The organism is Bradyrhizobium sp. 41S5, assembly GCF_011516665.3.
In the GTDB taxonomy this organism is placed as follows: Bacteria; Pseudomonadota; Alphaproteobacteria; order Rhizobiales; family Xanthobacteraceae; genus Bradyrhizobium; species Bradyrhizobium quebecense.
On record NZ_CP083721.1, the window covers coordinates 4,559,275 to 4,584,059 of the forward strand.

The following is a 24,785-nucleotide window of genomic DNA, read 5'->3' on the forward strand; positions in this document are numbered from 1 at the left end:
GCGGTGTTAGAAAGTCGTACCGCCGCCAAACCGGAATTCTTGCACGCGGTCATACGCACCCTTGGTCAGCGGCACAGCGTAGTCGAAGCGCAGCGGACCAAACGGCGACTGCCAGATCAGGCCGACACCGACCGAGGTACGGACAACCTTGCTGTCGTCAAAACTCAGGCCAAGGCAGGTACCCGGAGACGGCGGGTTGTTCGTCGGCTTCACGCAGTTAGGCGTGTTGACTTCGCCTGTCGCCACCCACGACTGCGGCCCCTGGTAGTCGTACAGGCCGCCGGCGTCGGCATAGACCGCGCCCTTGAGCCCGACTTCCTTCGGCAGGAACCAGAACGGCATCTGCAGTTCCGCCGACACGCCCCAGTACTTGGTGCCGCCGATGGCGTCCATGGTGCCGTACGGGTTGATGTCACGCGGACCGATGCCGTTAGGCGCGAAGCCGCGGACCAGGTTCGGGCCCATCTGGAAGTGATCCAGCATGCGCAGATCCTGGGTGCCGAGCTTGTTCAGGATGCCGCCCTGGGCGTGGATCACGCCGACGATGTCCGACACCAGCGGGGTGTAGTACTTCGCGTCGATCGCGCTCTTGATGTAGCTGACGTCGCCGCCGACGCCGGCGAAGTCCTGCTTGAAGTCGATGATCAGACCGTCGGTCGGGTTCTTGTTGTTGTCGAGCGTGTTGTAGTTGAGCGTATAGCCCAGCGCCGAGGTCAGGGTCTTGCCGCCCGCCAGTTCCTTGCGGACTGGCAGCGAGGCTTCGCCGTCGCTGTAGCAGCCGAGACCGTTGGTCGACACCAGGCTGATCCCGTTCAGGTTCGCATAGGCCGGGCTCGGATTGAACGCAGGATTGGGCGTTACACCGTCAGCCAGGAAGGGATTGTTGTTACAGTTGTTGAGCGTCGACGGCAGCGTGATTTCCTGCTGATAGATCGAGTAGCGCAGCTGCAGCGACAGATCTTCCCGCAGGCTGAAGCCGAGGCGCGGGCTGAAGCCGAGCGTCTTGGTGCCGTAGGCGATGTAGCTGTTGGACAGCTGCTGGCGCTGGTAGAAATCGAGGCCGAGCGCGACGCGGTAGTCGAGCAGATAGGGTTCGACGAACGACAGCGAGTAGCCGCGGGCATACTGGCCGTAGGTCACCGACGCCTTCGCGAACAGGCCGCGGCCGAGCAGGTTGCGCTCGGAGACGCTGACTTCAGCCAGCGCGCCGTCGGTGGTCGAATAGCCGCCCGACACCGAGAAGTCGCCGGTCGACTTCTCCTCGAGATCGACGATCAGGATGACACGATCGCTGGAGGACCCGGGTTCGGTGGTGATCTTCACCGTCTTGAAGAAGTCGAGGTTCTTCAGCCGGCGCTCGGCACGGTCGACCAGCGCACGGTTGTAGGCGTCGCCTTCCGAGATATCGAACTCGCGGCGGATCACGTAGTCGCGCGTTCGGCTGTTGCCGCGGATGTTGATGCGCTCGATATAGGTGCGCGGACCTTCATCGATCGCGAAGGTGATCGACACCGTGTGATTGTCGAAATTGCGATCGCCGCGCGGCCGGACCACCGCGAACGCGTAGCCGCGGCGCGACGCCTCGATCTGCATCTCCTCGACCGACTTCTCCAGCGCCTCGGCGTTGTAGAGCGAGCCGATATTGACGCGCGAGAACGAGCGCAGCGCGTTCGGATCGAGCGTTGCGATCGACGACGTATAGTTGACGGCCGCGACACGGTACTGCTGGCCCTCTTCGATCTTGAAGGTAACCAGGAAGCCCTTCTTGTCGGGATCGTATTCGGTCAGCGCGGCCACGACCTGAACGTCGGCATAGCCGTTCTTGAGGTAGAAGCGGCGCAGCAGGTCACGGTCGGCCTCGACCCGGTCGGGGTCGTAGACGTCGTTGCCGCCGAGGAAGCTCAGGATGTTCGATTCGCGGGTCTTGATGACGTCGCGCAGGCGGGACGCCGAATACGCATTGTTGCCGATGAACTCGATCGACCGGACACCGGTCTTCACGCCTTCATTGACCTCGAAGACCAGGTCGACGCGGTTGTTCGGCTGCTCGATGATCTGCGGATTGACCCGCACGTCGTAGCGGCCCGAACGGCGGTAGATTTCGGCGATGCGCAGGGCATCCGACTGCACCATTGGGCGCGAGAAGGTGCCGCGCGGCTTGGACTGGACTTCGGCGGTGAGCTGCTCGTCCTTGATCTTCTTGTTGCCTTCGAAGGCAACGCGGCCAATCACCGGGTTCTCGACCACGACCACGACGAGGCGACCGCCCCGCTGATCGATATGCACGTCCTGGAACAGGCCGGTCTCGATCAGCGCTTTCAGGCCGTCGTCGATCTGGGCCTGGCCCAGCCGACCGCCCGGTCCGGGATGGAAATAGGAACGGATGGTTTCAAGCTCGACGCGGCGGTTCCCCTCCACCGTGATCGAATCGACGGTCTGCGCTTGCGCAGGCGCAGAGACAGCAACGGCCGCCAAGGTGGCCGCCACTGGCGCGGCGAACATGACCAAGGCGGCGAACAGCCCCCCCCTCACTCGCATTCCAAACATCATGCGCAACGCGCCCTTATCTTTCGCAATGCCGGACCGTTCCCCAACGACCCGACAGATTCCCAACCTGCTGCTCAGCTTGTAGCCAACTTTGCCTTGGGGGCAAACTTACTACAGCTGAACATTTCCATTTTCATACCAAGACGTTGCCCATTGGCAACGCCACAGAAAAGCCCCGTTTCAGGACCCAGCGATTCTGAGGATGTCGTTATACGTCGCGAACACCATCAGCATCAGAACCAAACCCAAGCCGATTCGGAAACCCACCTCCTGCGTCCGCTCTGAAAGCGGGCGTCCACGAAGCGCCTCCGCGCTGTAGAACAGGAGGTGCCCGCCATCCAGAAGCGGGATCGGGAACAGGTTCAACAGCCCGATCGAGACCGAGAGGATGGCGCAAAGATTGACAACGAACTGGAACCCGGCGCTCGCAGCCTGACCCGACAGCTTCGCGATTCCAATGACCCCGCTCACCTCGGCCGGATTGCCGGTCCCGACGAACAGCGAACCCAGGAACTTGAACGTGCTCGAAATAATGTACCAAACCTGCTCGACGCCGATCTTCATGGCTTCAAAGACGCCGACCGGAGCGCTGGATGCTTCGCCGACCTGAGCCTTGTGCTCGATTCCGAGCACGCCGATTCGGTGTGCGTTGCCGAAGGGGTCCTTGACCTCCTTCAGCGCCGGCGTCGCCTTCAACGAAACGATCGCGCCGTCCCGCTTCACTTTGAAACCAAGCTCTGAACCGGCATTCGAAGCTACGATCCGCTGCATGTCGGCGAAGCTCTGGATCGCGCTGCCGTCGATATCGACGACGACATCGCCGACCTTGAAGCCCGCGTTCGCAGCGACGCTCTCGGCGACCAGGCCATCGACCCGGGCGATCGTGCTGGGCTTGCCGTAATAGAGCGCCATGCCCGCGAAAATCAGCGCGCCGAGAATGAAGTTCGCCACCGGGCCGGCCGCGACGATCGCGGTGCGCTTGCCGACCGACTTGTGATGGAAGCTGCCTTCGCGCTCCTCCGCCGTCATCGAGGCGAGCATCTCCGTCGACGGCGTCGACGCCTCGCTGTCGTCGCCGAAGAACTTGACGTAACCGCCGAGCGGAATCGCTGAGATCTTCCAGCGTGTGCCATGCCGGTCGTTGAAGCCGGCAAGCTCCGGCCCGAACCCCAGCGAGAACGTGAGCACCCTCACGCCGGCCCAGCGCGCAACCAGGAAATGGCCGAGCTCGTGAAAGAAAACAACGATGGTCAGGACGAAGAGAAAGGGAACGATATAACCGAGGAGCCCATGACTCAACGCATTGATACTATGAAGAAAATACTCGGGCATTCGAATTCCCCTCGACAAGAGCCACAGGCTCCGTCCCTAACCCTCTAGGTTGCCTTTAAGGCAATTTGAGGCAATAGGGCGGCAGCTTTATTTCGCGCGATATGGTCAACGGAAATCGCATCATCTGCCGAGTTCAGCGGTGGCTGATTCCCCGACCTGATCCAATCGTTCATCGTGGCCTCGACCAGCCGGGCGATCGCACCGAACTTGATCTTGCCAGCAATAAACGCCGCGACCGCGATCTCGTTCGACGCGTTGTAGACCGTTGTCGCGCCATTGCCGAGCCGCAGCGCCTCGTAAGCGAGCCGCAGCCCCGGAAAACGCTGGAAGTCCGGCGCCTCGAAGGTGAGCTGTCCGATCTTGGCGAGATCGAGCTTGGCGGATGGGCCTGCGATCCGGTCCGGCCAGCCGAGGCAATGCGCGATCGGGATCCGCATGTCGGGCGTGCCGAGCTGGGCCATCACGGAGCGATCGGAGAACTCGACCATGCCGTGGATGATCGATTGCGGGTGCACCAGCACGTCGATCTCGTCGGGCGCCAGGGCGAACAGGTAGGACGCCTCGATCACCTCGAGGCCCTTGTTCATCATCGAGGCGGAATCGATCGTGATCTTCTGCCCCATGCTCCAGTTGGGATGCTTCAGGGCCTGTTCCAGCGTCGCCTGTTCGATGTCGGCAGGAGCCCAGGTGCGGAACGGCCCGCCGGACGCGGTAATGATCACCCGCGTGAGTTCCTCGCGATTACCGGACGCCAGCGCCTGGAACAGCGCATTGTGCTCGGAGTCCGCCGGCAGGATGCAGGCGCCGGCCTGCTTGGCCCGCTCCATGAAGATGTCGCCGGCGCAGACCAGGCACTCCTTGTTGGCGAGCGCGACGGTTGCGCCGCGATCGACCGCGGCAAGTGCCGGCTTCAATCCGGCAGCGCCGCTGACCGCGGCCATCACCCAATCCGCCGGCCGCGCCGCCGCCTCGATGATGGCGCTCTCCCCGGCCCCGCATTCGATCCGGGTTCCAGCCAGCGCGTCCTTCAATTCGGAAAGCCGCGCCGGATCGGCGATGGCGACGAATCGCGCGCCAAACTCCTTGGCGAGCTTGGCCAGTCCCTCGACATTGCTGTTCGCGGTCAGCGCCTCGACCCGGTAACGGTCGCGCGCGCCACGCAGCAGATCCATCGTGCTGTCGCCGATCGAGCCGGTGGCACCGAGGACGGTCACGGACCGCGCTGCGGATGCCGCCGCGCCCTTGTTGTTACGCAACGGAACTGCGCTCATCTCGTCACCAAACCATAAGACCGCGTCCGACGCCATCGGCGCCACCACGGAGAAAGCCGAAAATCGCCGCCACAATGACGGCCGCGACAAATCCGTCCAGGCGATCCAAAAGGCCGCCATGGCCGGGAATGATGTGGCTCGAATCCTTCACCCCGAACCGCCGCTTCACAGCGGATTCGAAGAGATCGCCAAGTTGCGAGACCACCGACAACAGGGCTCCGAGCATCAGCAGCGACCCGGTCGTGCCGATCTCGAAGGCGGCAAAGCAGGCCGCAACCAACAGGCTCGCGACGAAACCACCGGCCGCGCCAGCCCATGTCTTCTTCGGGCTGACCCGCACCCAAAGCTTCGGCCCACCGATGCTGCGGCCCGCGAAATAACCGCCGATATCCGTGACCCACACGATCAGCAACACGAACATCAGCGCGGCAAAGCCCTTCGCCGTATCGAGACGCAGCAGCACCGATGCGATCTCGGCGGACGCGGCATAGAGCAATCCCGCGATGGCCCAGTTGCGCCGCACGCCCGATGTCAGCGCCACGACAACCGCACCGGCGGCGAGGACCGCCAGCGCCGCATCGATGCGGCCGCCGATCAGGCAAAGTCCGGTGAGCAGCAGCGCGACAACACCGGGCACCATGACGCGGAGCTCGCGTCCGAGCCCGGTGACCATGAGCCATTCCGCGAACAATCCGACCGCAACCAGCGTCACCAGCAGCGACCAGGCGATGCCACCCAGATAGGCCAGCGCGATCGCAACCGGCGCCAGCACCAGCGCCGCAACCACGCGCATCGCGAAGTTGCGCGACCCCTGCTCGCTTGCTGCCGCCGGTGCGGCTTCGCCCTCGCTCACGAGCCGGTTTTCGCGGCGAGGCCGCCGAACCGGCGCTCACGCTTGCCGTATTCCGCAATCGCGCCTTCGAGCGCCGCCTTGTCGAAATCCGGCCAGTGAATCGGCACGAACACGAGCTCGCTATAGGCGGCCTGCCACATCAGGAAGTTCGACAGGCGCTGTTCGCCGCTGGTGCGGATAATCAGATCCGGGTCCGGAATGTCGGGCGCATCGAGATATTGGCCGAGCGTATCGGCATCGATGGAATTGGCGTCGCGCTTGCCTTCGGCGACCTCGCGCGCAAGGCGCCGCGCGGCGGCAGCGATCTCCGCCCGCGAGCCGTAATTGAAGGCGACCACAAGGTTGAGCTTGACGTTATTCTGCGTCAGCTCCTCGGCCTCGTTGAGCAGCGCGCAGATGTCGGGATCGAGCCCGGCGCGCTCGCCGATCACGCGCACCCGCACGCCGTCACGATGCAGCGTCGCGAGATCGTTGCGAATGAAGCGGCGCAGCAGGCCGAACAGATCGCCGATCTCGCTGGCGGGCCGCGACCAGTTTTCCGAACTGAACGAAAAGATCGTGAGATAGACGATGCCGAGTTCATGGGCCGCACGCACCACACGACGCAGTGCCTCGACGCCGCGGCGATGGCCCTCGACGCGCGGCAGGCCACGCGAAGCGGCCCAGCGCCCGTTGCCGTCCATGATGATCGCCACATGCAACGGACTGCCGGAGCGATCCGGTCCCTCGGTTGCTGGGGCGGCGGCGTTCGACATCGACTCTTTCCCGTGGCGCCTTCAGACCGTCAGGATTTCCTTTTCCTTGGCGGCAAGCAGCTGATCGACCTCGGCGATCACGCCGTCGGTCGCCTTCTGCACTTCGTTCGACAGGCGCTCCTGATCGTCCTCGGAGATCTCGTGATTCTTCTCGAGCTTCTTGATCACGTCGAGGCCGTCGCGGCGCACGTGGCGTACCGCGACCTTGGCCGCTTCCGCGTATTTGTGCGCGACCTTGACCAGCTCCTTGCGGCGCTCCTCGTTGAGTTCGGGAATCCGCAAGCGCAGCACCTGGCCTTCGGTTGCCGGCGAAAGGCCGAGGTTGGAGTCGACGATCGCCTTCTCCACGGCCTTCACCATCGTCTTGTCCCAGACCTGCACCGAGAGCAGGCGCGGCTCGGGCACGCTGATGGTCGCAACCTGGTTGAGCGGCATATGCGAGCCATAAGCCTCGACCTGGACCGGCTCCAGCATGGAGGCTGCGGCGCGGCCGGTACGCAGACCGCCGAGCTCGTGCTTGAGCGATTGTGTGGCGCCCTGCATGCGGCGCTTCACGTCGTTGATGTCAAAACCAGCTGCGGCCATGACGCTTCTCCCTTTACTAGAAACCGGCTGTCGACGCCCGGAGGCGCGGCAATCAGCCGGCGACGACCGTGCCGTGTCCAGTACCGCGCAGAATCGCACCGATCGAACCGGGCTCCGCGATCGAGAACACGATGATAGGCAGCGACGTCTCGCGGGCAAGTGCGAAAGCAGTCGCGTCCATGACCTTGTAGCCGCCCTCGATCGCCTGCGAATGGGTCAGGCGGTCGAAGCGCTTCGCTTTGGGGTCCTTCTTCGGATCGGCGCTGTAGACGCCGTCGACACTGGTGGCTTTCAGCACCGCCTCTGCACCGATCTCGGCCGCGCGCAGCACGGCGGTGGTATCGGTGGTGAAGAACGGGTTGCCGGTTCCGCCGCCGAGCAGGACGATGCGTCCCTCGGCGAGATATTTGTGCGTCGCACTACGGGTGAACAGCTCGGAAATCTCCGGCATCACGAATGCCGACAAGGTCCGCGCCGGTGTCCCCTTGCGCTCGATCGCCGCCTCGAGCGCAAGGCAGTTCATCATGGTGGCAAGCATGCCCATGGTGTCGCCGGTCGGCCGGGACACGCCGCGTGAGGACACCTCGACGCCACGGACGATGTTGCCGCCACCGATCACGACCGCGACCTCGATGCCGAGCTTGCGCGCCGCGATCAGGTCGTCGGCGACGCGGTCGACCGTCGGTTGATCGATACCGAACCCGTGGGAGCCGGCCAGATATTCGCCGGACAGCTTGATCACCACGCGACGATAGATCGGCTCAGCCATGATGCGATCGCTTTCTTATCCCGCGCAGGCAGGCCTCCGGCGCGGACGCCGGACGCCCTGGTGTCAGCGGTTACTTCTTGCCGCTGGCGGCCGCGACTTCGGCGGCGAAGTCGCTTTCCTGCTTCTCGATTCCCTCACCGAGAGCATAGTTCACAAAGCCAGCGATTTTGATCGGCCCGCCGACCTTACCCTCAGCTTCCTTCAGCGCCTGGGCAACGGACTTGCCGCTGTCGTGGATAAAGGCCTGATCGAGCAGGCAGACTTCCTTGTAGTAGGTCTTCAGGCCGGAATCGACGATCTTCTCGATGACGTTCTCCGGCTTGCCCTGCTGGCGGTACTTGTCGGCCAGCACGTCCTTCTCGCGCTTGACGGTCTCCGGATCGAGCCCGGCCGGATCGAGCGCCAGCGGCTTCGCCGCCGCGACGTGCATGGCGAGTTGGCGGCCGAGCACTGCGAGTTCGTCGGTCTTGCCGGTGGATTCCAGCGCCACGATCACGCCGATCTTGCCGGCGCCTTCGACGACGGCGTTGTGGACGTAGCTCGACACCACGCCCTTGCTCACCTCGAGCGAAGCGGCGCGGCGCAGCGTCATGTTCTCGCCGATGGTCGCGATGGCGTCGGAGATCGCGGTCTCGACGGTGACGTCGCCGACCTTGGCCGCCTTGATCGTCTCGACATCGGCACCGTTGTGCAGCGCGACCTGGGCGATCATCTTGACCAGGCCCTGGAACTGCTCGTTGCGCGCGACGAAATCGGTCTCGGAATTGACCTCGACCAGCACGCCCTTGGTGCCGGAGGTCAGCGCGCCGATCAGGCCCTCGGCCGCCACGCGGCCAGCCTTCTTGGCGGCCTTGGACAGACCCTTCTTGCGCAGCCAATCCTGCGCAGCCTGCATGTCGCCGTTGTTCTCGGTCAGCGCCGCCTTGCAATCCATCATGCCCGCGCCGGTCGATTCGCGGAGATCCTTGACCATCGCTGCTGTGATCGTTGCCATCGTTCAATGTCCTTCTTGCCTGTACAGAAACCGCGGCGCCCGATGGCGCCGCGGTCAGCGACAGGGAAATCGTTGTTCGTGGAATAGAAGCGGCGGCCGGGCGAGACCCGGCCACGCCGCGTAACTTTTATTCCGCTTCGGCGAGCGTCTTGGCCTGGGCAACCCAGGCGTCGGCACGGCTCGGCAGACCGACTTCTTCGCCGATCTTGTGCGCGGTGTCATGGTCGAGCTCGGCGAGCTGCCAGTAGTGGAAGATGCCGAGGTCGTTGAGCTTCTTCTCGATCGTACCGGACACGCCGGTGAGCTTCTTGAGGTTGTCGGCGGTCCCGCGCGGACCAGCGAGGCCCTGGAAGCCGGACGGCGCAGCCGCCGGGAGCTCTTCCTGCACGGGCGCAGCCGACGCGCCGATATCGATTCCGGAGTCGCCCTGCGCGCGCGAGATGCCGTCGATGGCGGCGCGCGCCACGAGGTCGCAATACAGCGAGATCGCGCGGCCGGCGTCGTCATTGCCCGGCACCACATAGGTGATGCCCTTGGGGTCCGAATTGGTGTCGACGATCGCGGCGACCGGGATGTTGAGCCGCTGGGCTTCCTGGATCGCGATGTCTTCCTTGTTGGTGTCGATCACGAAGATCATGTCGGGAAGACCACCCATGTCCTTGATGCCGCCGAGCGAACGGTCGAGCTTGTCGCGCTCGCGCTGCAGCGTCAGCCGCTCCTTCTTGGTGTAGGAGCTGGCTTCGCCCGACGCGAGCACGTCGTCGAGATGGCGCAGGCGCTTGATCGAGGCCGAGATCGTCTTCCAGTTGGTCAGCGTGCCGCCGAGCCAGCGCGAGTTGACGAAATACTGGGCCGAACGCTTGGCCGCATCGGCAACGCCGTCCTGGGCCGAGCGCTTGGTGCCGACGAACAGGATGCGGCCGCCCTTGGCGACGGTATCGCTGACCGCCTGCAGGGCACGGTGCAGCATCGGCACGGTCTGCGCGAGGTCGATGATGTGGATGTTGTTGCGGGCGCCGAAGATGTAATCCTGCATCTTCGGGTTCCAGCGGTGGGACTGGTGGCCAAAGTGAACGCCAGCTTCCAAGAGCTGACGCATGTTGAATTCGGGCAGCGACATAGATCTAATTCTCCGGTTGGTTCCTCCGGAAACGTGTGAGCAAACGAGCCTAAATGGCCCGGTTGCCACCGGACGGCCTTTGAGAGCCATGTTTCCGTGTGAGATGGCGCGGTATATAGCGCGATTTGCGCCAGAAGCAAGGAAATACGGCCGGTTCCACCGGCCGGACAGGCCCAAATCGTGCCGAAACGGCCCTGTTTGGCGGCCCCAGGACTATCGCAGGCGGGCGCGGCCAAAATATCGAAAACAACCCCATGCAAAGGAGCTGGCGGCGACCGGCGCTGGACAAGCCGCTTGACCCGTCGGGCAAATCACGGCCACATTTCCAATATTCCGAAATCGTGCAAGCGCGCCTCGCGGCCAAGGCCTTGTGCGATCGCCCTGCCCCTACAGCGTCTGCACGTCGACCACGCCCGCGACCGCCTTGATCGCGCCGGCGATCTGCGGCGAGACCTTGTAGCGGCCGGGCAGCTTCATCTCGACCTCGGTTTCGAGGTCCAGCATCATCACCAGCGAGACGTCGCCGTCGGCGCCAGCCGCGGGTGGCGGCGCGGCGGCCGGCTTCACCGTCGGTGCCTTTGCGGAAGCGCCCGGGGCGGCCGCGGCGTCCGGCATGTTGAGCCGGCGGGCGATCGAATCCAGCGGCTTGGTGTCGCGCACGAAGATCCGCAGGCCCTTTTGCGTCTTGGCCGCGGCGTGATCCAGCGGCTCGGCGTGCAGCACCCTCGCCCGCACGTCCTCGCCTTGCAGCTCGGCGCCGAGCTGCAGCAGCACGGCCGCCCCGGGCTCCAGCACATCGCGGTATTGCGCGAGGCCCTCGGAGAACAACACCGCCTCGAAATGGCCGGTCGGATCCGACAGGCCCATGATGCCCATCTTGTTGCCGGTCTTGGTACGCCGCTCCATGCGCGACACCACGGTTGCCGCGACTTTGCCCGCTGTCGCGCCGGTCTTCACCGCACGGGAGAATTCCGCCCAGGATTGCACGCGCAGCCGCTTCAGCGCGGTCGCGTAGTCGTCGAGCGGATGACCCGACAGGAAGAAGCCGATCGCATCATATTCGCGCCGCAGCCGGTCCGCGGGCAGCCATGGCTCGACCTGCGGCAGCATGATGCTGGGCGCATCCGGCGCGCTGCCGAACATGTCGTTCTGGCCCGAGGTTGCCGCTTCGTGGCTGCGCTGACACGCCGCGAGGATCGCATCGGCGCCGGCGAAAACGCGGGCCCTGTTCGGGTCCAGTGTGTCGAACGCGCCGGCCGCCGCAAGGCTTTCGATGATCCGCTTGTTGACGGCGCGCGGGCTCACCCTTGCTGCGAAATCGGCGAGCGAGGTGAAGGCGCCCTTCTTGTTGCGCTCCTCGATGATCTGCTCCACGGCCTGGATGCCGACGCCCTTCAGCGCGGCGAGCGCGTAGTAGATCGTGTTGCCGCTGACCTCGAAGGTCGGGCCGGAGCGATTGATGTTGGGCGCCTCGACCTTGATGCCGAGCCGCTGCGCCTCGGAGCGGAATTCGGAAAGCTTGTCGGTGTTGTTGAGTTCGAGCGTCATCGACGCCGCCAGGAACTCGACCGGGTAATGCGCCTTCATATAGGCGGTGTGGTACGACACCAGCGCATAGGCCGCCGCGTGGCTCTTGTTGAAGCCGTAGTCGGCGAATTTGGCGAGCAGCTCGAAGATCGTCTCCGCCTGTCCCTTCGCCACGCCGTTCTTCATCGCGCCGGCGACGAAGATGTCGCGCTGCTTGTCCATCTCGGCGCGGATCTTCTTGCCCATCGCGCGCCGCAGCAGGTCGGCCTGGCCGAGCGAATAGCCCGCCATCTGCTGCGCGATCTGCATCACCTGTTCCTGATAGATGATGACGCCGAAGGTCTCCTTCAGGATCGGCTCCAGGATCGGATGCAGATATTCCGACTCCTCATCGCCATGCTTGCGCGCGCAATAGGTCGGGATGTTCGCCATCGGGCCCGGGCGATACAGCGCCACCAGCGCGATGATGTCCTCGAAGCGGTCCGGCCGCATGTCGATCAGCGCGCGCCGCATGCCCTGGCTTTCCACCTGGAACACGCCGACGACATCGCCCCGGGCCAGCATCTGGTAACTCGGCGCGTCGTCGATCGGCAGCGTCGCGAGGTCGACATGAACGTCGCGCTGCTTGAGCAGCTTGACCGCGACATCGAGCACCGTCAGCGTCTTGAGGCCGAGGAAGTCGAACTTCACGAGGCCGGCCGGCTCGACCCATTTCATGTTGAACTGGGTGACCGGCATGTCCGATTTCGGATCGCGGTACATCGGCACCAGCTCGCTCAGCGGCCGGTCGCCGATCACGATACCTGCGGCGTGGGTCGAAGCGTGGCGGGTCAGGCCCTCGAGGCGCTGCGCGATGTCGAACGCACGCGCCACCACAGGATCCTCGTCGCGGAACGCCTGCAGCTTGGGCTCGCCTTCGATCGCCTGCGCCAGCGTCACGGGCGCCGCGGGGTTCTGCGGCACCAGCTTGGTCAGCTTGTCGACCTGCCCGTACGGCATCTGCAACACGCGCCCGACGTCGCGCAGCACGCCGCGCGCCTGCAGCGTACCGAAGGTGATGATCTGCGCCACCTGGTCGCGGCCGTAGCGCTCCTGCACATACTGGATCACCTCGCCGCGGCGGTCCTGGCAGAAGTCGATGTCGAAGTCCGGCATCGAGACGCGTTCGGGATTGAGGAAGCGCTCGAACAGCAACGCGAAGCGCATCGGATCGAGGTCGGTGATGGTAAGCACCCAGGCGACCAGTGAGCCCGCACCGGAGCCGCGGCCCGGCCCGACCGGAATCCCCTGCGCCTTCGCCCATTTGATGAAGTCCGAGACGATCAGGAAGTAGCCCGCGTATTTCATGCGGGTGATGACGTCGAGCTCGAAGGCAAGCCGCTTGGCGTAGTCCTCCTCCGTCATGCCCGGCGAGAGACCGTGCACGCGCAGGCGGTTGGCGAGCCCCTCCTCGGCCTGGCGCTTCAGCTCGGCAGCCTCGTCGGCGGCCGCATCGGCACTGGCGGAGCCGCCGACCGTGAAGAACGGCAGGATCGGCTTTCGGGTCTTCGGGCGGAACGAGCAGCGCTCGGCGATCTCCACCGTCGAGGCCAGCGCCTCCGGAATATCGGCGAACAGCACCGCCATTTCCGCGCGGGTCTTGAAGCGGTGATCCGGGGTCAGTTGCTCGCGGTTGGTCTCGGCGATCAGGTGTCCGCCGGCGATGCACAGCAGCGCATCATGCGATTCGTAGTCGTCACTGCTGGCGAAATACGGCTCGTTGGTCGCAACCAGCGGCAAGCCCTTGCTGTAGGCGAGATCGATCAGGCCGCCCTCGGTGCGGCGCTCCTTGTCGATGCCGTGGCGCTGCAGTTCGATGTAGAGACGATCGCCGAACAGGCTCGCCAGGCGTTCGCAGCGGGTCGCGGCCAGCGCGGCCTGCTCGGCACGCAGCGCCAGCGCGATCGGCCCGTCGGGCCCCCCGGTCAGCGCGATCAGATCCTCGGCGTCGTCGGTCAGCCAGTCGAGCTTGATGTGCGGGGTCTGGTTGACCGGTGTCTCCAGGAACGCCCGCGAGTTCAGCCGCATCAGGCTGCGGTAGCCGCGCTCGCGGGCCGCCAGCAGCACGATTCGCGTCGGCCCCGTCGTCGCCAGGATGCTCCGCGTATTGGGGTCGACATCGCCGAAATCCACCGCCAGCTCGCAGCCGACGATCGGCTGGATGCCGTAGCCGGCCATCTTGTCGGAGAATTCCAGCGCCCCGAACATGTTGTCGGTGTCGGTGAGCGCCAGCGCCGGCTGACGGTCGGCCTTGGCAAGTTCGCCGAGCTTGGCGATCTTGATCGAGCCTTTCAGCAGCGAATAGGCGGAATGGACGTGAAGATGAACGAATCCGGCATTCGGCATGGCTGCTCGGGGGTCTCTTGAAGTCAGGGATGGCGCGAGTGCCAAAGCCGGAACTCGAAAGCATCAGACCCGACTCGCATTCCAATCGTGGGGCCTCGGCCCTGCCAAGTCCACGCCGAACGCGGCGTGGCGGCAGGTCGTCCTGCTTTTCCCCAGAAGCAACCTATGCCCCTGTCCGCGGGCACATTTCAGAACTGGGTGATCAGCTGGGCCCAAACCGCGATCATCCCGACGAACAGCGTGATCGATGCCAGCGCTGCAGCTTCCTGCACGAAAATCTTCAACATGGCCGCTCTCCCGAACTGGAACGTATGCAGAACATTGTTCCGTTTTTGTTCTAGGAGTCAAGCGAGGGCGGCGGGTCAGTTTGAAAACTGACCCTGAAAGAAAGGGCTTGGTTAATCGAGGAAAGGGAGACCCACTCAACTGCAGCCGGCTATCTCCCCTCTTCCTCTGGCGCAGAAGCACGGTCGGGCGTTTCACCCGTCGCGATATCAATGATTCGCCCGGCGAACTGATCGGGGTCTCTGGGGCATTTGGGGGGTCATTGGTGCGATTTTTTATGCGCCACGATGGTTTGGACGATATCATCGTCATCTGCATCGGAGGTCAAGTAACCGACGACCACCCATCCGGCGCACACGCCGAAAATGATCAAGGCCGCTTTTAGCCACTGTCCCATGGGAGCAAATATGCGCCCAGAGCCGATTATTTTCCATCCCCGCCAACTGCCACAATTGAACTGACCCACGACCCAAGCTAGCCCGGAAAGCCCGCGCTGCCTTCATGGCCGATGGCCAATCCGCCAAGGCAACAAAAAACCCCGGGCCGAAGCCCGGGGTTTTCGATGCCGCTTGGATCAAGCGAGCGATCAGTAACGCGCGACCATCGGGCCACCGAACTTGTAGTTCAGACGGCCGAGGACCATGTCGGTGTCGCCACCGGTGTGGAAACCAGCCACCGCAACACCAGCCGGGGTGACGAAGGTCGCACCGTGGGTGTCTTCGAAGATGTGGTTGTATTCGACGCCGAGCGACCAGCCCTGCGAGAAGGCGAATTCGAGGCCAACACCGACCGTCGGGCTCCAACGGGTGTCGTAGCCGGTCGAGGACGCCAGCGCGCCGCCGGGTGCCAGGAACTCGTAGTTGCGATCGGTGACCGCAGCACCGCCCTTGGCGTACAGCAGGACGTTGTTCCAGGCGTAGCCGATCTGACCGGTGAACAGGCCGAACGCATCGGTCTTCGAGCGAACGGTGGCACCCGGGACCAGCACGTTGCCGGTGCTGCCGGAGAAGTCAGCCCAGTTGCCTTGAGCTTCCAGACCGAACACCCAGCCGCCGGCCTGCCAGCGGTAGCCGACCTGGCCACCGAAGGTGCCGCCGTTGGCATCCAAGCTGCCAGCCTGGCCGATGCCGTCGACCGAACGGTTGTCGTGGCTCTGGCCCCAACCACCGTTGATACCGATGTAGAAGCCAGTCCAATCATACACAGCGGCAACCATGGGCGGCGGAGCCTTCGTGTAAGGGCGAGCCGCGAGGTCAGCCGCAGAGGCAGCGGTCGCGCTGAGCGCGAGCAGGCTGGCGGTGACAAGCAAAATCTTTTTCATTTTCCCGTTCCAACTTTTTCTACAGGCCCCCAAGGCCGCGAGACACCGTCATAGCAGCCCCCGTCGGAATTGCTGTAACTTCCCTGCAACAGGCAGGCCCAAACGACTTCGCTCAAATTTGAAGTTAATACTGCGTTACAGGCACTTCTTGGAACTTTTGCCACATAGCTGCCGCACAATCTTCACAATTCAAAACTGCTTGCGCGGCTGCGCGCAAGATCGTGTTGACCGGAACCGGCTTGTCCGATTTGGATCGTCGCCGAGATCGAATCTTCGCAGCGATGAGGAATGCACATGCGGACGATGATTCTTGCTGCTGCGGCGTCGGTGGTCGCGCTCGCCACGCTTGGTCCGGCGCCCTCGCATGCCGTCGGCGTGCGCTACCCGTTCTGCATCCAGGGCGACCGCTATCCCGGCCTGAGCAACTGCTCCTATCCGTCCTATGAGGCGTGCCTCGCCACCGCCTCCGGCATCGGACAGAACTGCATCGCCAACCCCTATTATGCCGGCGACAACGACCCGCGCTCCTATCTGCACGTCGCCCCGCGGGACCGCCGTGAGGGCAATTTCTTCGACCTGTTCTTCCACTGACGCCTGCCCGCGTCGCCACCGCGGGAATGTGAGTTGACCGCTCCCGCACGCGGGAGACTGTTCGCACGGACGTTCGGCGCGAGCGTTGCCGGCGCCAGATCGATTGGAGCTTCTGATGCGAAACCTGATTCTGGCACTGTTTCCGGCGCTCTTGGCGCTGTGTACGATCGCAAGCACGCCAGCCAACGCCCAGAAATACGATTCGACCTCGCCGGTCTGCAAGACGAACTACCGATGGGGCGGCGAGGATACCGACTGCGGCTACACGTCGCTGGAGCAGTGCCGCGCGTCGGCGTCCGGCCTCGCCGCGATGTGCATCACCAATCCATATTATGCCGGACCGCCGATTGATCGTCGGCCGAGCCAGTCTGGCAGACGGCCTCGCGCCGCTTATTGAGCGCTCAAGCCCTTTCCACTCCGACTGAAGCAGAGCGGAAAAAGCCCTGGATTCTTATGCTTAGCGTGCGTTCTTCACACGCACTGCGACCCACTTCGCGCGAAACGCTATTCGAGCTCGACGACCTGTCCGTTCGACAGCGACACCCGACGATCCATCCGCGCGGCGAGATCCATGTTGTGGGTTGCGATCAGCATCGCGACCCGGGTCGCCTTCACGAGCTGCATCAGCGCGTTGAAGACGTGGTCGGCCGTCCCGGGATCCAGATTGCCGGTCGGCTCGTCCGCAAACAGCACCCGCGGTGCGTTCGCAACCGCGCGCGCGATCGCCACGCGCTGCTGCTCGCCGCCCGAGAGCTCGGCCGGACGATGAGTGATGCGGTCGCCAAGCCCGAGATAGGCCAGGATCTCGGTCGCGCGTTTCACGGTTTCGGAGCGCTTGAGGCCACGAATCATTTGCGGCAGCATGACGTTCTCGAGCGCCGAGAACTCCGGCAGCAGCCGGTGCGACTGATAGACGAAGCCGATATCGGAGCGGCGAATCTGCGTGCGGTCGACGTCGGACATCTGCGAGGTCGGCGTGCCCGCGACGTAGACCTCGCCCTCATCGGGACTCTCGAGCAGGCCCGCGATGTGCAGCAGCGTCGACTTGCCGGATCCCGACGGCGCCACCAGCGCGACCGATTGGCCGGGCCACAGCGCCAGCTTGGCGCCGTTCAGAACCGTCAGCGTCGCTTCGCCCTGCCTGTATTCCCGCTTGATATCATGAAGATAGACGACCGGTACGTCTTCCGCCCCCTCTGCCATGTGCGCGCTCCCTATTCGTACCGGAGCGCTTCGACCGGATCGAGGCGCGCGGCGCGCCACGACGGGTAGAGCGTCGCCAGGAAGGACAGCGTCAGCGCCATGATCACGACGGCGAGCGTCTCGCCGAAATCGACCTCAGCGGGCAGCTTGGAGAGGAAATACAGTTCCGGCGAGAACAGCTCGGTGTTGGTGAGCCATGACAGGAATTGCCTGATCGATTCGATGTTCAGGCAGATCAGCATGCCGACCGCAAAGCCGGTCAGCGTTCCGACCACACCGATTGAGGCCCCCGTGATCAGGAATATCCGCATGATCGATCCCTGCGAGGCGCCCATCGTGCGCAGGATCGCAATGTCCTGCCCCTTGTCCTTCACCAGCATGATCAGCCCGGAGACGATGTTGAGCGCCGCGACCAGTACGATCATGGTCAGGATCAGGAACATCACGTTACGTTCGACCTGCAGCGCGTTGAAGAACGTCGAATTGCGCTGCCGCCAGTCGACCAGGAACACCGGCCGCCCTGCCGCCTCCGTCACCAGCTTGCGGTAGGTGTCGATCTTGTCCGGATTGGTGGTGAACACCTCGATCGAGGACACGTCGTTGTTGCGGTTGAAATAGGCCTGCGCCTCGGCCAGCGGCATGAACACGAATGTCGAATCGTATTCCGACATGCCGATCTCGAACACTGCCGTGATCTTATAGGGCTTGATGCGCGGCGTGGTGCCCATCGGCGTCACCGCCCCCTTCGGCGAAACCAGCGTGATCATGTCACCGGCATGCAGCGAGAGCTGATCGGCAAGCCGGCGGCCGATCGCAACCCCCTGCCCCTCGTCGAAGCCCTCGAGCGTGCCCTGCTTGATGTTCTTCGCGATCGAGGTGAGGTTGTTGAGATCGTCGGCGCGAATGCCGCGGATGAAGACGCCGGCCGCGTTGAACGGCGACGAGCCGAGCCCCTGTCCGTCCACGACGGGCGCGGCCAGACGGATGCCCTGCACCTGGCTGATGCGGTCGGCGACGTCTTTCCAGTCGGTCAGCGGCGATTCCAGTGGCTGCACCAGAAGGTGGCCGTTGAGGCCGAGGATCTTGTCGAGCAGTTCCTTGCGGAAGCCGTTCATGACGGCCATCACCACGATCAGCGTGGCAACGCCGAGCATGATGCCGAGGAACGAAAAGCCGGCGATGACCGAGATGAACCCTTCCTTGCGGCGCGCGCGCAGATAGCGTCCGGACAGCAGCCATTCGAATGGCGCAAAAGGCGGGGTACGGACTGGCTCGTTCATGGTCTCATCCATCTCTCGATAATCCCATGATTCGGGTCAAATGTGGCCGGATTACCCCGCCGATAGATACGGCGTGAATAAACTTTAACCCGCGAGCTTCGCGACCACGTCCGCGGGGCTCATGTTCTCGCGTGAACCGTCGCTGCGGCGCTTCACTTCGACCTTGCCTTCCGCGAGTCCCTTGGGTCCAACGAGAATCTGCCAGGGGATACCGATCAGATCGGCCGCGGCGAACTTGGCGCCGGCGCGCTGATCGGTGTCGTCGTAGAGCACATCGACGCCCTTCGCCGAGAGCTCGCGATAAAGCTGCTCGCAGGCACCGTCGACCGCGGCATCGCCCTGCTTGAGGTTGAGGATCGAGACGCGGAACGGCGCAACCGCCTCGGGCCACTTGATGCCGGCATCATCGTGACAGGCCTCGATGATCGCACCGACCAGACGCGACACGCCGACACCGTAGGAGCCGCCATGGATCGGCACGTCGACGCCATCGGGACCCGCCACCATCGCCTTCATGGTGTCGGAATATTTGGTGCCGAAATAGAAGATCTGGCCGACCTCGATGCCGCGGGTGTTGAGCCGCTTTGCTTCAGGCACTTCCTGCTCGAAGCGCGCAGCCTCGTGGACGTCCTCGGTCGCCGCATAGACCGAGGTCCACTGCTTGATGATCGGCGTGAGATCTCCGTCATAATCAACGTCCTCGCCCGGCACCGGCAGGTCGAGCACATCGCGGTTGATGTAGACGCCGGACTCGCCGGTCTCCGCCAACACGATGAATTCGTGGCTGAGGTCGCCGCCGATCGGGCCGGTCTCGGCCCGCATCGGGATCGCCTTCAGGCCCATCCGCGCAAAGGTGCGCAAATAGGCCACGAACATCTTGTTGTAGGAGCGCCGCGCGCCGGCCTCGTCGAGGTCGAACGAATAGGCATCCTTCATCAGGAATTCGCGGCCGCGCATCACGCCGAAGCGCGGACGCTGCTCGTCGCGGAACTTCCACTGGATGTGGTAGAGGTTGAGCGGCAGGTTCTTGTAGGACTTGACGTAGGAGCGAAAGATCTCGGTGATCATTTCCTCGTTGGTCGGCCCGTACAGAAGCTCGCGCTTGTGACGATCGAGGATGCGCAGCATCTCGGGGCCATAGGCGTCGTAGCGGCCGCTTTCACGCCAGAGATCGGCAAGCTGCAGCGTCGGCATCAAGAGCTCGAGCGCACCGGCGCGGTCCTGTTCCTCGCGAACGATCTGCTCGATCTTCTTCAGCACCCGGAAGCCGAGCGGCAGCCAGGCATAGATGCCGGCCGCCTCCTGCCGCATCATGCCCGCGCGCAGCATCAGCCGATGCGAGACGATCTCCGCCTCCTTCGGGTTTTCTTTCAGGATGGGCAGGAAAAACCGCGACAATCGCATGGCGTTACTCGGGAATCAGGAAAGCGTGGGAAGAGCAGCAGTGAAACCGGATCGGCTGTGAAAACACAAGGCCGCCAAATGACAAAAGCCCTTCAAATCAGGCTATTTTCCGCCATTTGGGCGATTTGCGTCCCGCCGGCGTACCCGGCGCGCTGATCGTGCGTTTACCTGACCTCGAAATCGTCTTCCAGCGTCACTTTCCTGAAATCTGTCACCAGGGCGTCGATCTGCATGTGCCAGCGGCCCGGGACCGGCAACGGCACCTTCTTCACGTGCCAATAGCCGTCGGGACCCACCACGGCGCTGCGTTCCAACGGCTCGATGCCGCGATCCGGCAGGCTGAGCGTCAGTGTCGCCTCCTTGGCCGCAAACGGGCTCGCATCGCCGTTCATCAGCTGCAGCACAAAGTCGTTCTGGCCGACCTTGCCCGGCGCGATCAGCACCTGGAACATCGCGGCATCGGTGTGGATGTGGACCGCGAGCGGAACGTCGTCTGACGTTGCCAGTACGCGCGGCGGCGGCGTGAAGCGCCACAGCGCGACGAGACCGAGGATCGCGATCATGAGCACGAATTCGAGCGCGATCGAGCGCTGCAGCGGCCGCGTGCGGTGAAATTCGCGCGCGATCGCCGGCGTGAACACCAGCCGGTTCAGCGCAGCGAGCGTGAGCAACAGCGACACCAGCGCAAGTTTCGCGAGGAGGATATTGCCGTATCCGGTGTCGATCAGTGCGCCAAAGCTTTCGAGCTGAACGACAGCGAGTGCCAGGCCGGACAAGGCGATCAACGCGACGACCGGCACTGCAAGCGTCGAAAAGCGCGCGAGCACCCGCAGCAGCGAGCCCTTGCGCTGCCAGGCCAGCACCGCCAGCGGCGCGAGCGCCCCTATCCAGAAGGCGAGGCCGACGCCATGGATGAACAGCGCGGTCCGCGTCAGCCATTGCGGAGACGCGGTGGCGGCATGGCCGCTGACCGAAAGCGACAGCCCGACACAGATCATTGCGACCGCGGTACCGATCAAGGCCGCGCTGAACGACGGACTGCGCCAGCCGATCGCCGCGATCAACATCGAGACAATGGCTAGCAACAGCGCGGGAAACAGGCTGGTGCCGGCCGCGCTGGCCCACGCTGCCCATGTCAGGACGCCCGTGATCGGCAGGTTCAGCAGGTCGACGCCCTGCAAGCCGAGCGAGGCGATCGCGCCGATGAGGCCGATCGCCAGCGACCACATGATCAGCCGTTCGCCGGCCGGTCCCTGCCCGATCCAGGCGGCAAAGAACACACCGCCGACGCCGGCAAACAGCCCGAGATAGAGCCCGAGCCGCGCCAGCCAGATCAGCGCATGCAGCACGCCGTCGCCAGACGGCGCCGCCGAGCCGGTGACGACGCCGATCGAGAACAAGAGCGAACCCGCAACCGGATGGCCGTCCTGCGACACCACGCGATAGCTGACCACCTGCGTGCCCTGAGGCAAGTCCGCCGGCAGCGTCACCATCACCGATTGATCGACGGCGCGGATCGTGACGTCGCGCGGCCTGCCCGCAGCGTCGAGCAGGCTGACCGCGGTCGGCGCCACCGCTTCGTTGAAGCGCAGCACCACCGTTTTCGGCGCCTCCGTCACCACGCTGCCATCCGCAGGTTCAGCGGCGATCAGGACGGCATGTGCATGGGCCGAGGTCGCAAGACACAGCACCAACAGCAGCGCAGCCAGGCTCGCTACAACATGACCTGCGACCAGCCGCACGGCTTACGACTTCGGCAGCAGCTTGACGCCGGGCGCCGGCGTCTTGCTGCCATGGTCGTGCCCGCCGCCCTCCCCCTCGGCCGGAACATCGATCCAGCGGCTGACGCCCTGTTCGCATTCCTGCACGACGGGAAAATACAACGTGGTGTTCGGCTTCAGCGTATCGGTGAGAAACGTCTGCATCACGAACTCGTCGTAGTTCTGGTCGGAGAGCTTGCCACCGCTCCACGCGACTTCCTTCACGCCCTCGGAGAGTTTGGCGCCGTGATAGTCGTATTGGGCGGCATATTTGCCGGTGACCGTATCGAGGGTCCAGCCGGGCTTCGGCATCGGCTTCACCCCGATCACGCCTTCCGGAATCTGCACGCGGAGCTTTATCGTCGCCGATCCCGCGCAGCCATGCGGCACGGCGAAAACAGCCTTGTAATACGATCCGACCGCCGCCTGCTTTCCTTCAAGCGTGATGTGAGCGGTGGCCGGCGACGTCGCGAGCAGCGTCGCCGCAGCAATGAAGAGCGTATGTGATCGCATGGCTCCCTCACATCTTCTTCATGTCCATGTGACCGGAATGGTCGCCATGGCCGGAGTGATCGCTGCCACCCGGCGCCTGCGCACCGACGGCCTGGACATCCAGCGAGACCGAGACCTTGCCGGCCTTCTCGAATTCGAGCGTGACCGGCACCTTGTCGCCCTGCTTCAGCGGGTTCTTCAGATCGAACATCATCAGGTGATAGCCGCCGGGTCCAAGCTTCACCGTTTTGCCCGGCTCGATGGTCAGTCCCTTGTCGAGCGCACGCATCTTCATCACGCCATTGTCCATCGACATTTCGTGGACCTCGATCTTGCCGGCGACGTCGGCCGAGCCAGACACCAGCCGGTCGGGCGTCGTCCCCTTGTTCTCGATCGTCAAATAGCCGCCGCCGATCTTGGCGCCGTTCGGCGTGGCGCGCGTCCAAGCCTGGGTGATTACGAGGTCGCCGGCCTTGACGTCCTCGGCGCGTGCGGACGTGGACATGACTGCAGCCAGCGCTGCGAGAGCAAGGATACGGGGGAGCGTCTTCATGGCGGCGGATTCCTTTCACGTTGAAGTGGTCGTGCTATCGGATTGTTGCGGCCTGGGCGTCAGACCATTTGTTCAGATCGGCGAGTTCGGCCGATCCTTCGATCGTTGTGATCGTTCCGTCACGGGCAATCAGCATCGTTCGCGGGCTATCACCCTGCCAGCCCGGATCGATCTCAAATCGCAATCGTTCGGCGAAGCCATCGCCGAAAATCCAGTTCTCGGCTGATGCGAGCCCCGCCTTATCCAGCATCGATCGGGTCGCGTCCGGTAGGTTCGGCACCAGATCGGCGCTGATCGTTACGACGTCGATACCGGGATGATCCTTCATGAACTGGCCAAGCTGCGGCAGTTCGACCTTGCATGGTCCGCAGGTCACGCCCCAGAAATGCACCAGGGTCGGATGGCCGGCGTGCGCATGCAGCAGCTTTTGCCAGCTGCCGCGTTCGAACGGCTTGGGTGCGCCCGCTTCAACCGCCAGCGCGGGCGATAACGCTGCGAGCAAGATCAAAGTCGCGAGCAAATGGCGCTTCATGGTTCGCCCTCGATCGCTTGAAAATGATAGCCGTCCGCCTTCGTCATCCACGACAGGTAGGTCTGCCGGCCGTCGGCGACGAGCAGCGGATGATCGGAACTGTCGCTGGTGTCAGCAATGACAGCGGGTTTCGACCAACTCGCTCCGTCGTCGCGCGAGGTCATCAGGTTGATCGATGTCTTTTCGCCGTCGAACTCCTTCCACGCCATCACCAGCCCCTGCGGGCCGGCGATGATCTGCGGCCGTGACGGGCTCCGGTTCAGTTGCCCGATCGGAAGCGGATCGGAGAAGGTCTTGCCGCCGTCGCGCGACCGCGCGTAGAACAATCCCTTGCGCGCCTTGCCGTTGGTGTACCACGTCACGTGATAGGTTCCTTCGCGCGAAATGGTCAGGCTCGGACCATGATGCGGACATGCCGCGATCTGCCAATCGTCGCGGCTCACCCGATGCACCTCGCCGGGCGTTGCCAGATCGGTGAACGTCACGATCGCATGGTCGCGCACACCGCCTTCGAAGATGTTTCGAAACACCACCACGGGATGGCCTGCGCCATCGAACGCCAGGGCGAGACGGCAGCACTCGCAGGTGTTGTCGGCCGCCAGCCGCGCATCGGAATAGGTCGCGCCACCATCCTTCGACGACGCGAAGAACAATCCGGCACCGTCATACTTCTCGCCACGCTGTTGCGCCGGCACGCGGTTGCGCTTGTCGAGCCAGACCGCGAACACCGAGCCAGCGGGATCGAAGCCGATCGCCTCGAAGCGCTGGCTCTCATTGTTTGCGGTAATCGGCTTTGGCGGATCAAAGCTGCGCCCGCCATCGGTCGAGCGCGAGGTCAGCACCTGGCCGTTGAAGGCCTGATCGCGAAAGATCGAGAAAGCCAGCGCGATGTCTCCCTTGGCATCGATCGCAAGCTTCGGGCGCGCGTCCGGGCCCCAATCCAGGTTGAGCCGCTCCCGGGTCACCTGGACCGGCGCGGAAAAGCTCTTGCCCTGATCCTTCGAGCTCGCGACCGAGATTTGACCTCCGGCCATCCATGTCAGCCACAGTGTCCCGTCCGGCGCGAAGGCCGGAGTGACCTTGCTCGCGCAGCGCAGTCCAGTCTCCTCGCACGCCGCTTCCGAGGCATGCTGGTGGCTCATCTGCGCGCAGGCGAAATCGGGCAAAGCCCCGAGCAGCATCATCGCCAGCACGATCCGAACGGCAGATTTGCGAGACGTCATCGA

At 64.0% G+C, this 24,785-nt stretch carries 21 protein-coding genes; 2 read left to right on the forward strand and 19 right to left on the reverse strand.

Annotated features, from left to right (window positions below):
- Positions 1-6: 6 nt before the first annotated feature.
- The 11 genes from bamA to HAP47_RS21910 form a co-directional block, all read right to left on the reverse strand.
- Positions 7-2,550 (reverse strand): outer membrane protein assembly factor BamA, encoded by a 2,544-nt coding sequence (bamA, locus tag HAP47_RS21860; protein WP_173642814.1) that lies wholly within the window; start codon positions 2,548-2,550, stop codon positions 7-9.
- A 177-nt stretch (positions 2,551-2,727) separates the two neighbouring features.
- Complete coding sequence (gene rseP, locus HAP47_RS21865; protein ID WP_173642813.1) at positions 2,728-3,879, reverse strand: RIP metalloprotease RseP; 1,152 nt, start codon at positions 3,877-3,879, stop codon at positions 2,728-2,730.
- A gap of 44 nt (positions 3,880-3,923) precedes the next feature.
- Positions 3,924-5,150 (reverse strand): 1-deoxy-D-xylulose-5-phosphate reductoisomerase, encoded by a 1,227-nt coding sequence (gene dxr / locus HAP47_RS21870; RefSeq protein WP_173642812.1) that lies wholly within the window; start codon positions 5,148-5,150, stop codon positions 3,924-3,926.
- Positions 5,151-5,154: 4 nt separating this feature from the next.
- Complete coding sequence (locus HAP47_RS21875; RefSeq protein ID WP_173642811.1) at positions 5,155-6,003, reverse strand: phosphatidate cytidylyltransferase; 849 nt, start codon at positions 6,001-6,003, stop codon at positions 5,155-5,157.
- Entirely contained in the window at positions 6,000-6,758 is a 759-nt protein-coding gene (locus HAP47_RS21880; RefSeq protein WP_173642810.1) for an isoprenyl transferase, read from the reverse strand. The genes HAP47_RS21875 and HAP47_RS21880 overlap by 4 nt, the downstream gene beginning before the upstream one ends.
- 21 nt (positions 6,759-6,779) lie before the next feature.
- Positions 6,780-7,343, reverse strand: a complete 564-nt coding sequence (gene frr, locus HAP47_RS21885) for a ribosome recycling factor (protein WP_028334007.1) — start codon at positions 7,341-7,343, stop codon at positions 6,780-6,782.
- A 52-nt stretch (positions 7,344-7,395) separates the two neighbouring features.
- Positions 7,396-8,112 carry a UMP kinase gene (gene pyrH, locus HAP47_RS21890; protein ID WP_173642809.1) on the reverse strand — a complete coding sequence of 239 codons (717 nt, stop codon included), beginning with the start codon at positions 8,110-8,112 and terminating at the stop codon, positions 7,396-7,398.
- Positions 8,113-8,182: 70 nt separating this feature from the next.
- On the reverse strand, positions 8,183-9,106 hold the full coding sequence (gene tsf / locus HAP47_RS21895; RefSeq protein ID WP_173642808.1) for a translation elongation factor Ts: 924 nt from the start codon (positions 9,104-9,106) through the stop codon (positions 8,183-8,185).
- 127 nt (positions 9,107-9,233) lie between these two features.
- Complete coding sequence (locus HAP47_RS21900) at positions 9,234-10,226, reverse strand: 30S ribosomal protein S2 (protein ID WP_173642807.1); 993 nt, start codon at positions 10,224-10,226, stop codon at positions 9,234-9,236.
- A 387-nt stretch (positions 10,227-10,613) separates the two neighbouring features.
- Positions 10,614-14,138, reverse strand: coding sequence for a DNA polymerase III subunit alpha (gene dnaE, locus HAP47_RS21905; RefSeq protein WP_173642806.1), 3,525 nt, complete (start codon positions 14,136-14,138; stop codon positions 10,614-10,616).
- An 871-nt stretch (positions 14,139-15,009) separates the two neighbouring features.
- Complete coding sequence (locus HAP47_RS21910) at positions 15,010-15,744, reverse strand: outer membrane protein (protein ID WP_173642805.1); 735 nt, start codon at positions 15,742-15,744, stop codon at positions 15,010-15,012.
- 294 nt (positions 15,745-16,038) lie between these two features.
- Between HAP47_RS21910 and HAP47_RS21915 the strand changes: the two genes are divergently transcribed.
- Positions 16,039-16,335 carry a DUF3551 domain-containing protein gene (locus HAP47_RS21915; protein WP_231168333.1) on the forward strand — a complete coding sequence of 99 codons (297 nt, stop codon included), beginning with the start codon at positions 16,039-16,041 and terminating at the stop codon, positions 16,333-16,335.
- A 115-nt stretch (positions 16,336-16,450) separates the two neighbouring features.
- Complete coding sequence (locus tag HAP47_RS21920) at positions 16,451-16,732, forward strand: DUF3551 domain-containing protein (RefSeq protein ID WP_173642803.1); 282 nt, start codon at positions 16,451-16,453, stop codon at positions 16,730-16,732.
- 107 nt (positions 16,733-16,839) lie between these two features.
- On the opposite strand, the gene HAP47_RS21925 is transcribed toward HAP47_RS21920, so the two are convergent.
- The 8 genes from HAP47_RS21925 to HAP47_RS21960 form a co-directional block, all read right to left on the reverse strand.
- Positions 16,840-17,538 (reverse strand): ABC transporter ATP-binding protein, encoded by a 699-nt coding sequence (locus HAP47_RS21925; RefSeq protein WP_173642802.1) that lies wholly within the window; start codon positions 17,536-17,538, stop codon positions 16,840-16,842.
- Between the two features lie 11 nt (positions 17,539-17,549).
- Positions 17,550-18,830: a lipoprotein-releasing ABC transporter permease subunit gene (locus HAP47_RS21930; RefSeq protein ID WP_092114619.1), complete on the reverse strand. Its 1,281-nt coding sequence runs from the start codon at positions 18,828-18,830 to the stop codon at positions 17,550-17,552.
- A gap of 72 nt (positions 18,831-18,902) precedes the next feature.
- Positions 18,903-20,222, reverse strand: coding sequence for a proline--tRNA ligase (gene proS, locus HAP47_RS21935; protein ID WP_173642801.1), 1,320 nt, complete (start codon positions 20,220-20,222; stop codon positions 18,903-18,905).
- A gap of 164 nt (positions 20,223-20,386) precedes the next feature.
- A complete protein-coding gene (locus tag HAP47_RS21940) occupies positions 20,387-21,964 on the reverse strand; it encodes a copper resistance CopC/CopD family protein (protein ID WP_231168334.1) in 1,578 nt (525 codons plus the stop codon).
- Between the two features lie 3 nt (positions 21,965-21,967).
- Positions 21,968-22,495, reverse strand: coding sequence for a YcnI family copper-binding membrane protein (locus HAP47_RS21945; RefSeq protein WP_173642800.1), 528 nt, complete (start codon positions 22,493-22,495; stop codon positions 21,968-21,970).
- Positions 22,496-22,502: 7 nt separating this feature from the next.
- On the reverse strand, positions 22,503-23,027 hold the full coding sequence (locus HAP47_RS21950; RefSeq protein ID WP_173642799.1) for a copper chaperone PCu(A)C: 525 nt from the start codon (positions 23,025-23,027) through the stop codon (positions 22,503-22,505).
- Positions 23,028-23,061: 34 nt separating this feature from the next.
- On the reverse strand, positions 23,062-23,559 hold the full coding sequence (locus HAP47_RS21955) for a TlpA family protein disulfide reductase (RefSeq protein ID WP_173643168.1): 498 nt from the start codon (positions 23,557-23,559) through the stop codon (positions 23,062-23,064).
- Entirely contained in the window at positions 23,556-24,782 is a 1,227-nt protein-coding gene (locus HAP47_RS21960) for a sialidase family protein (protein ID WP_371821643.1), read from the reverse strand. Before HAP47_RS21960 ends, HAP47_RS21955 begins: the two co-directional genes overlap by 4 nt.
- Positions 24,783-24,785 lie beyond the last annotated feature (3 nt).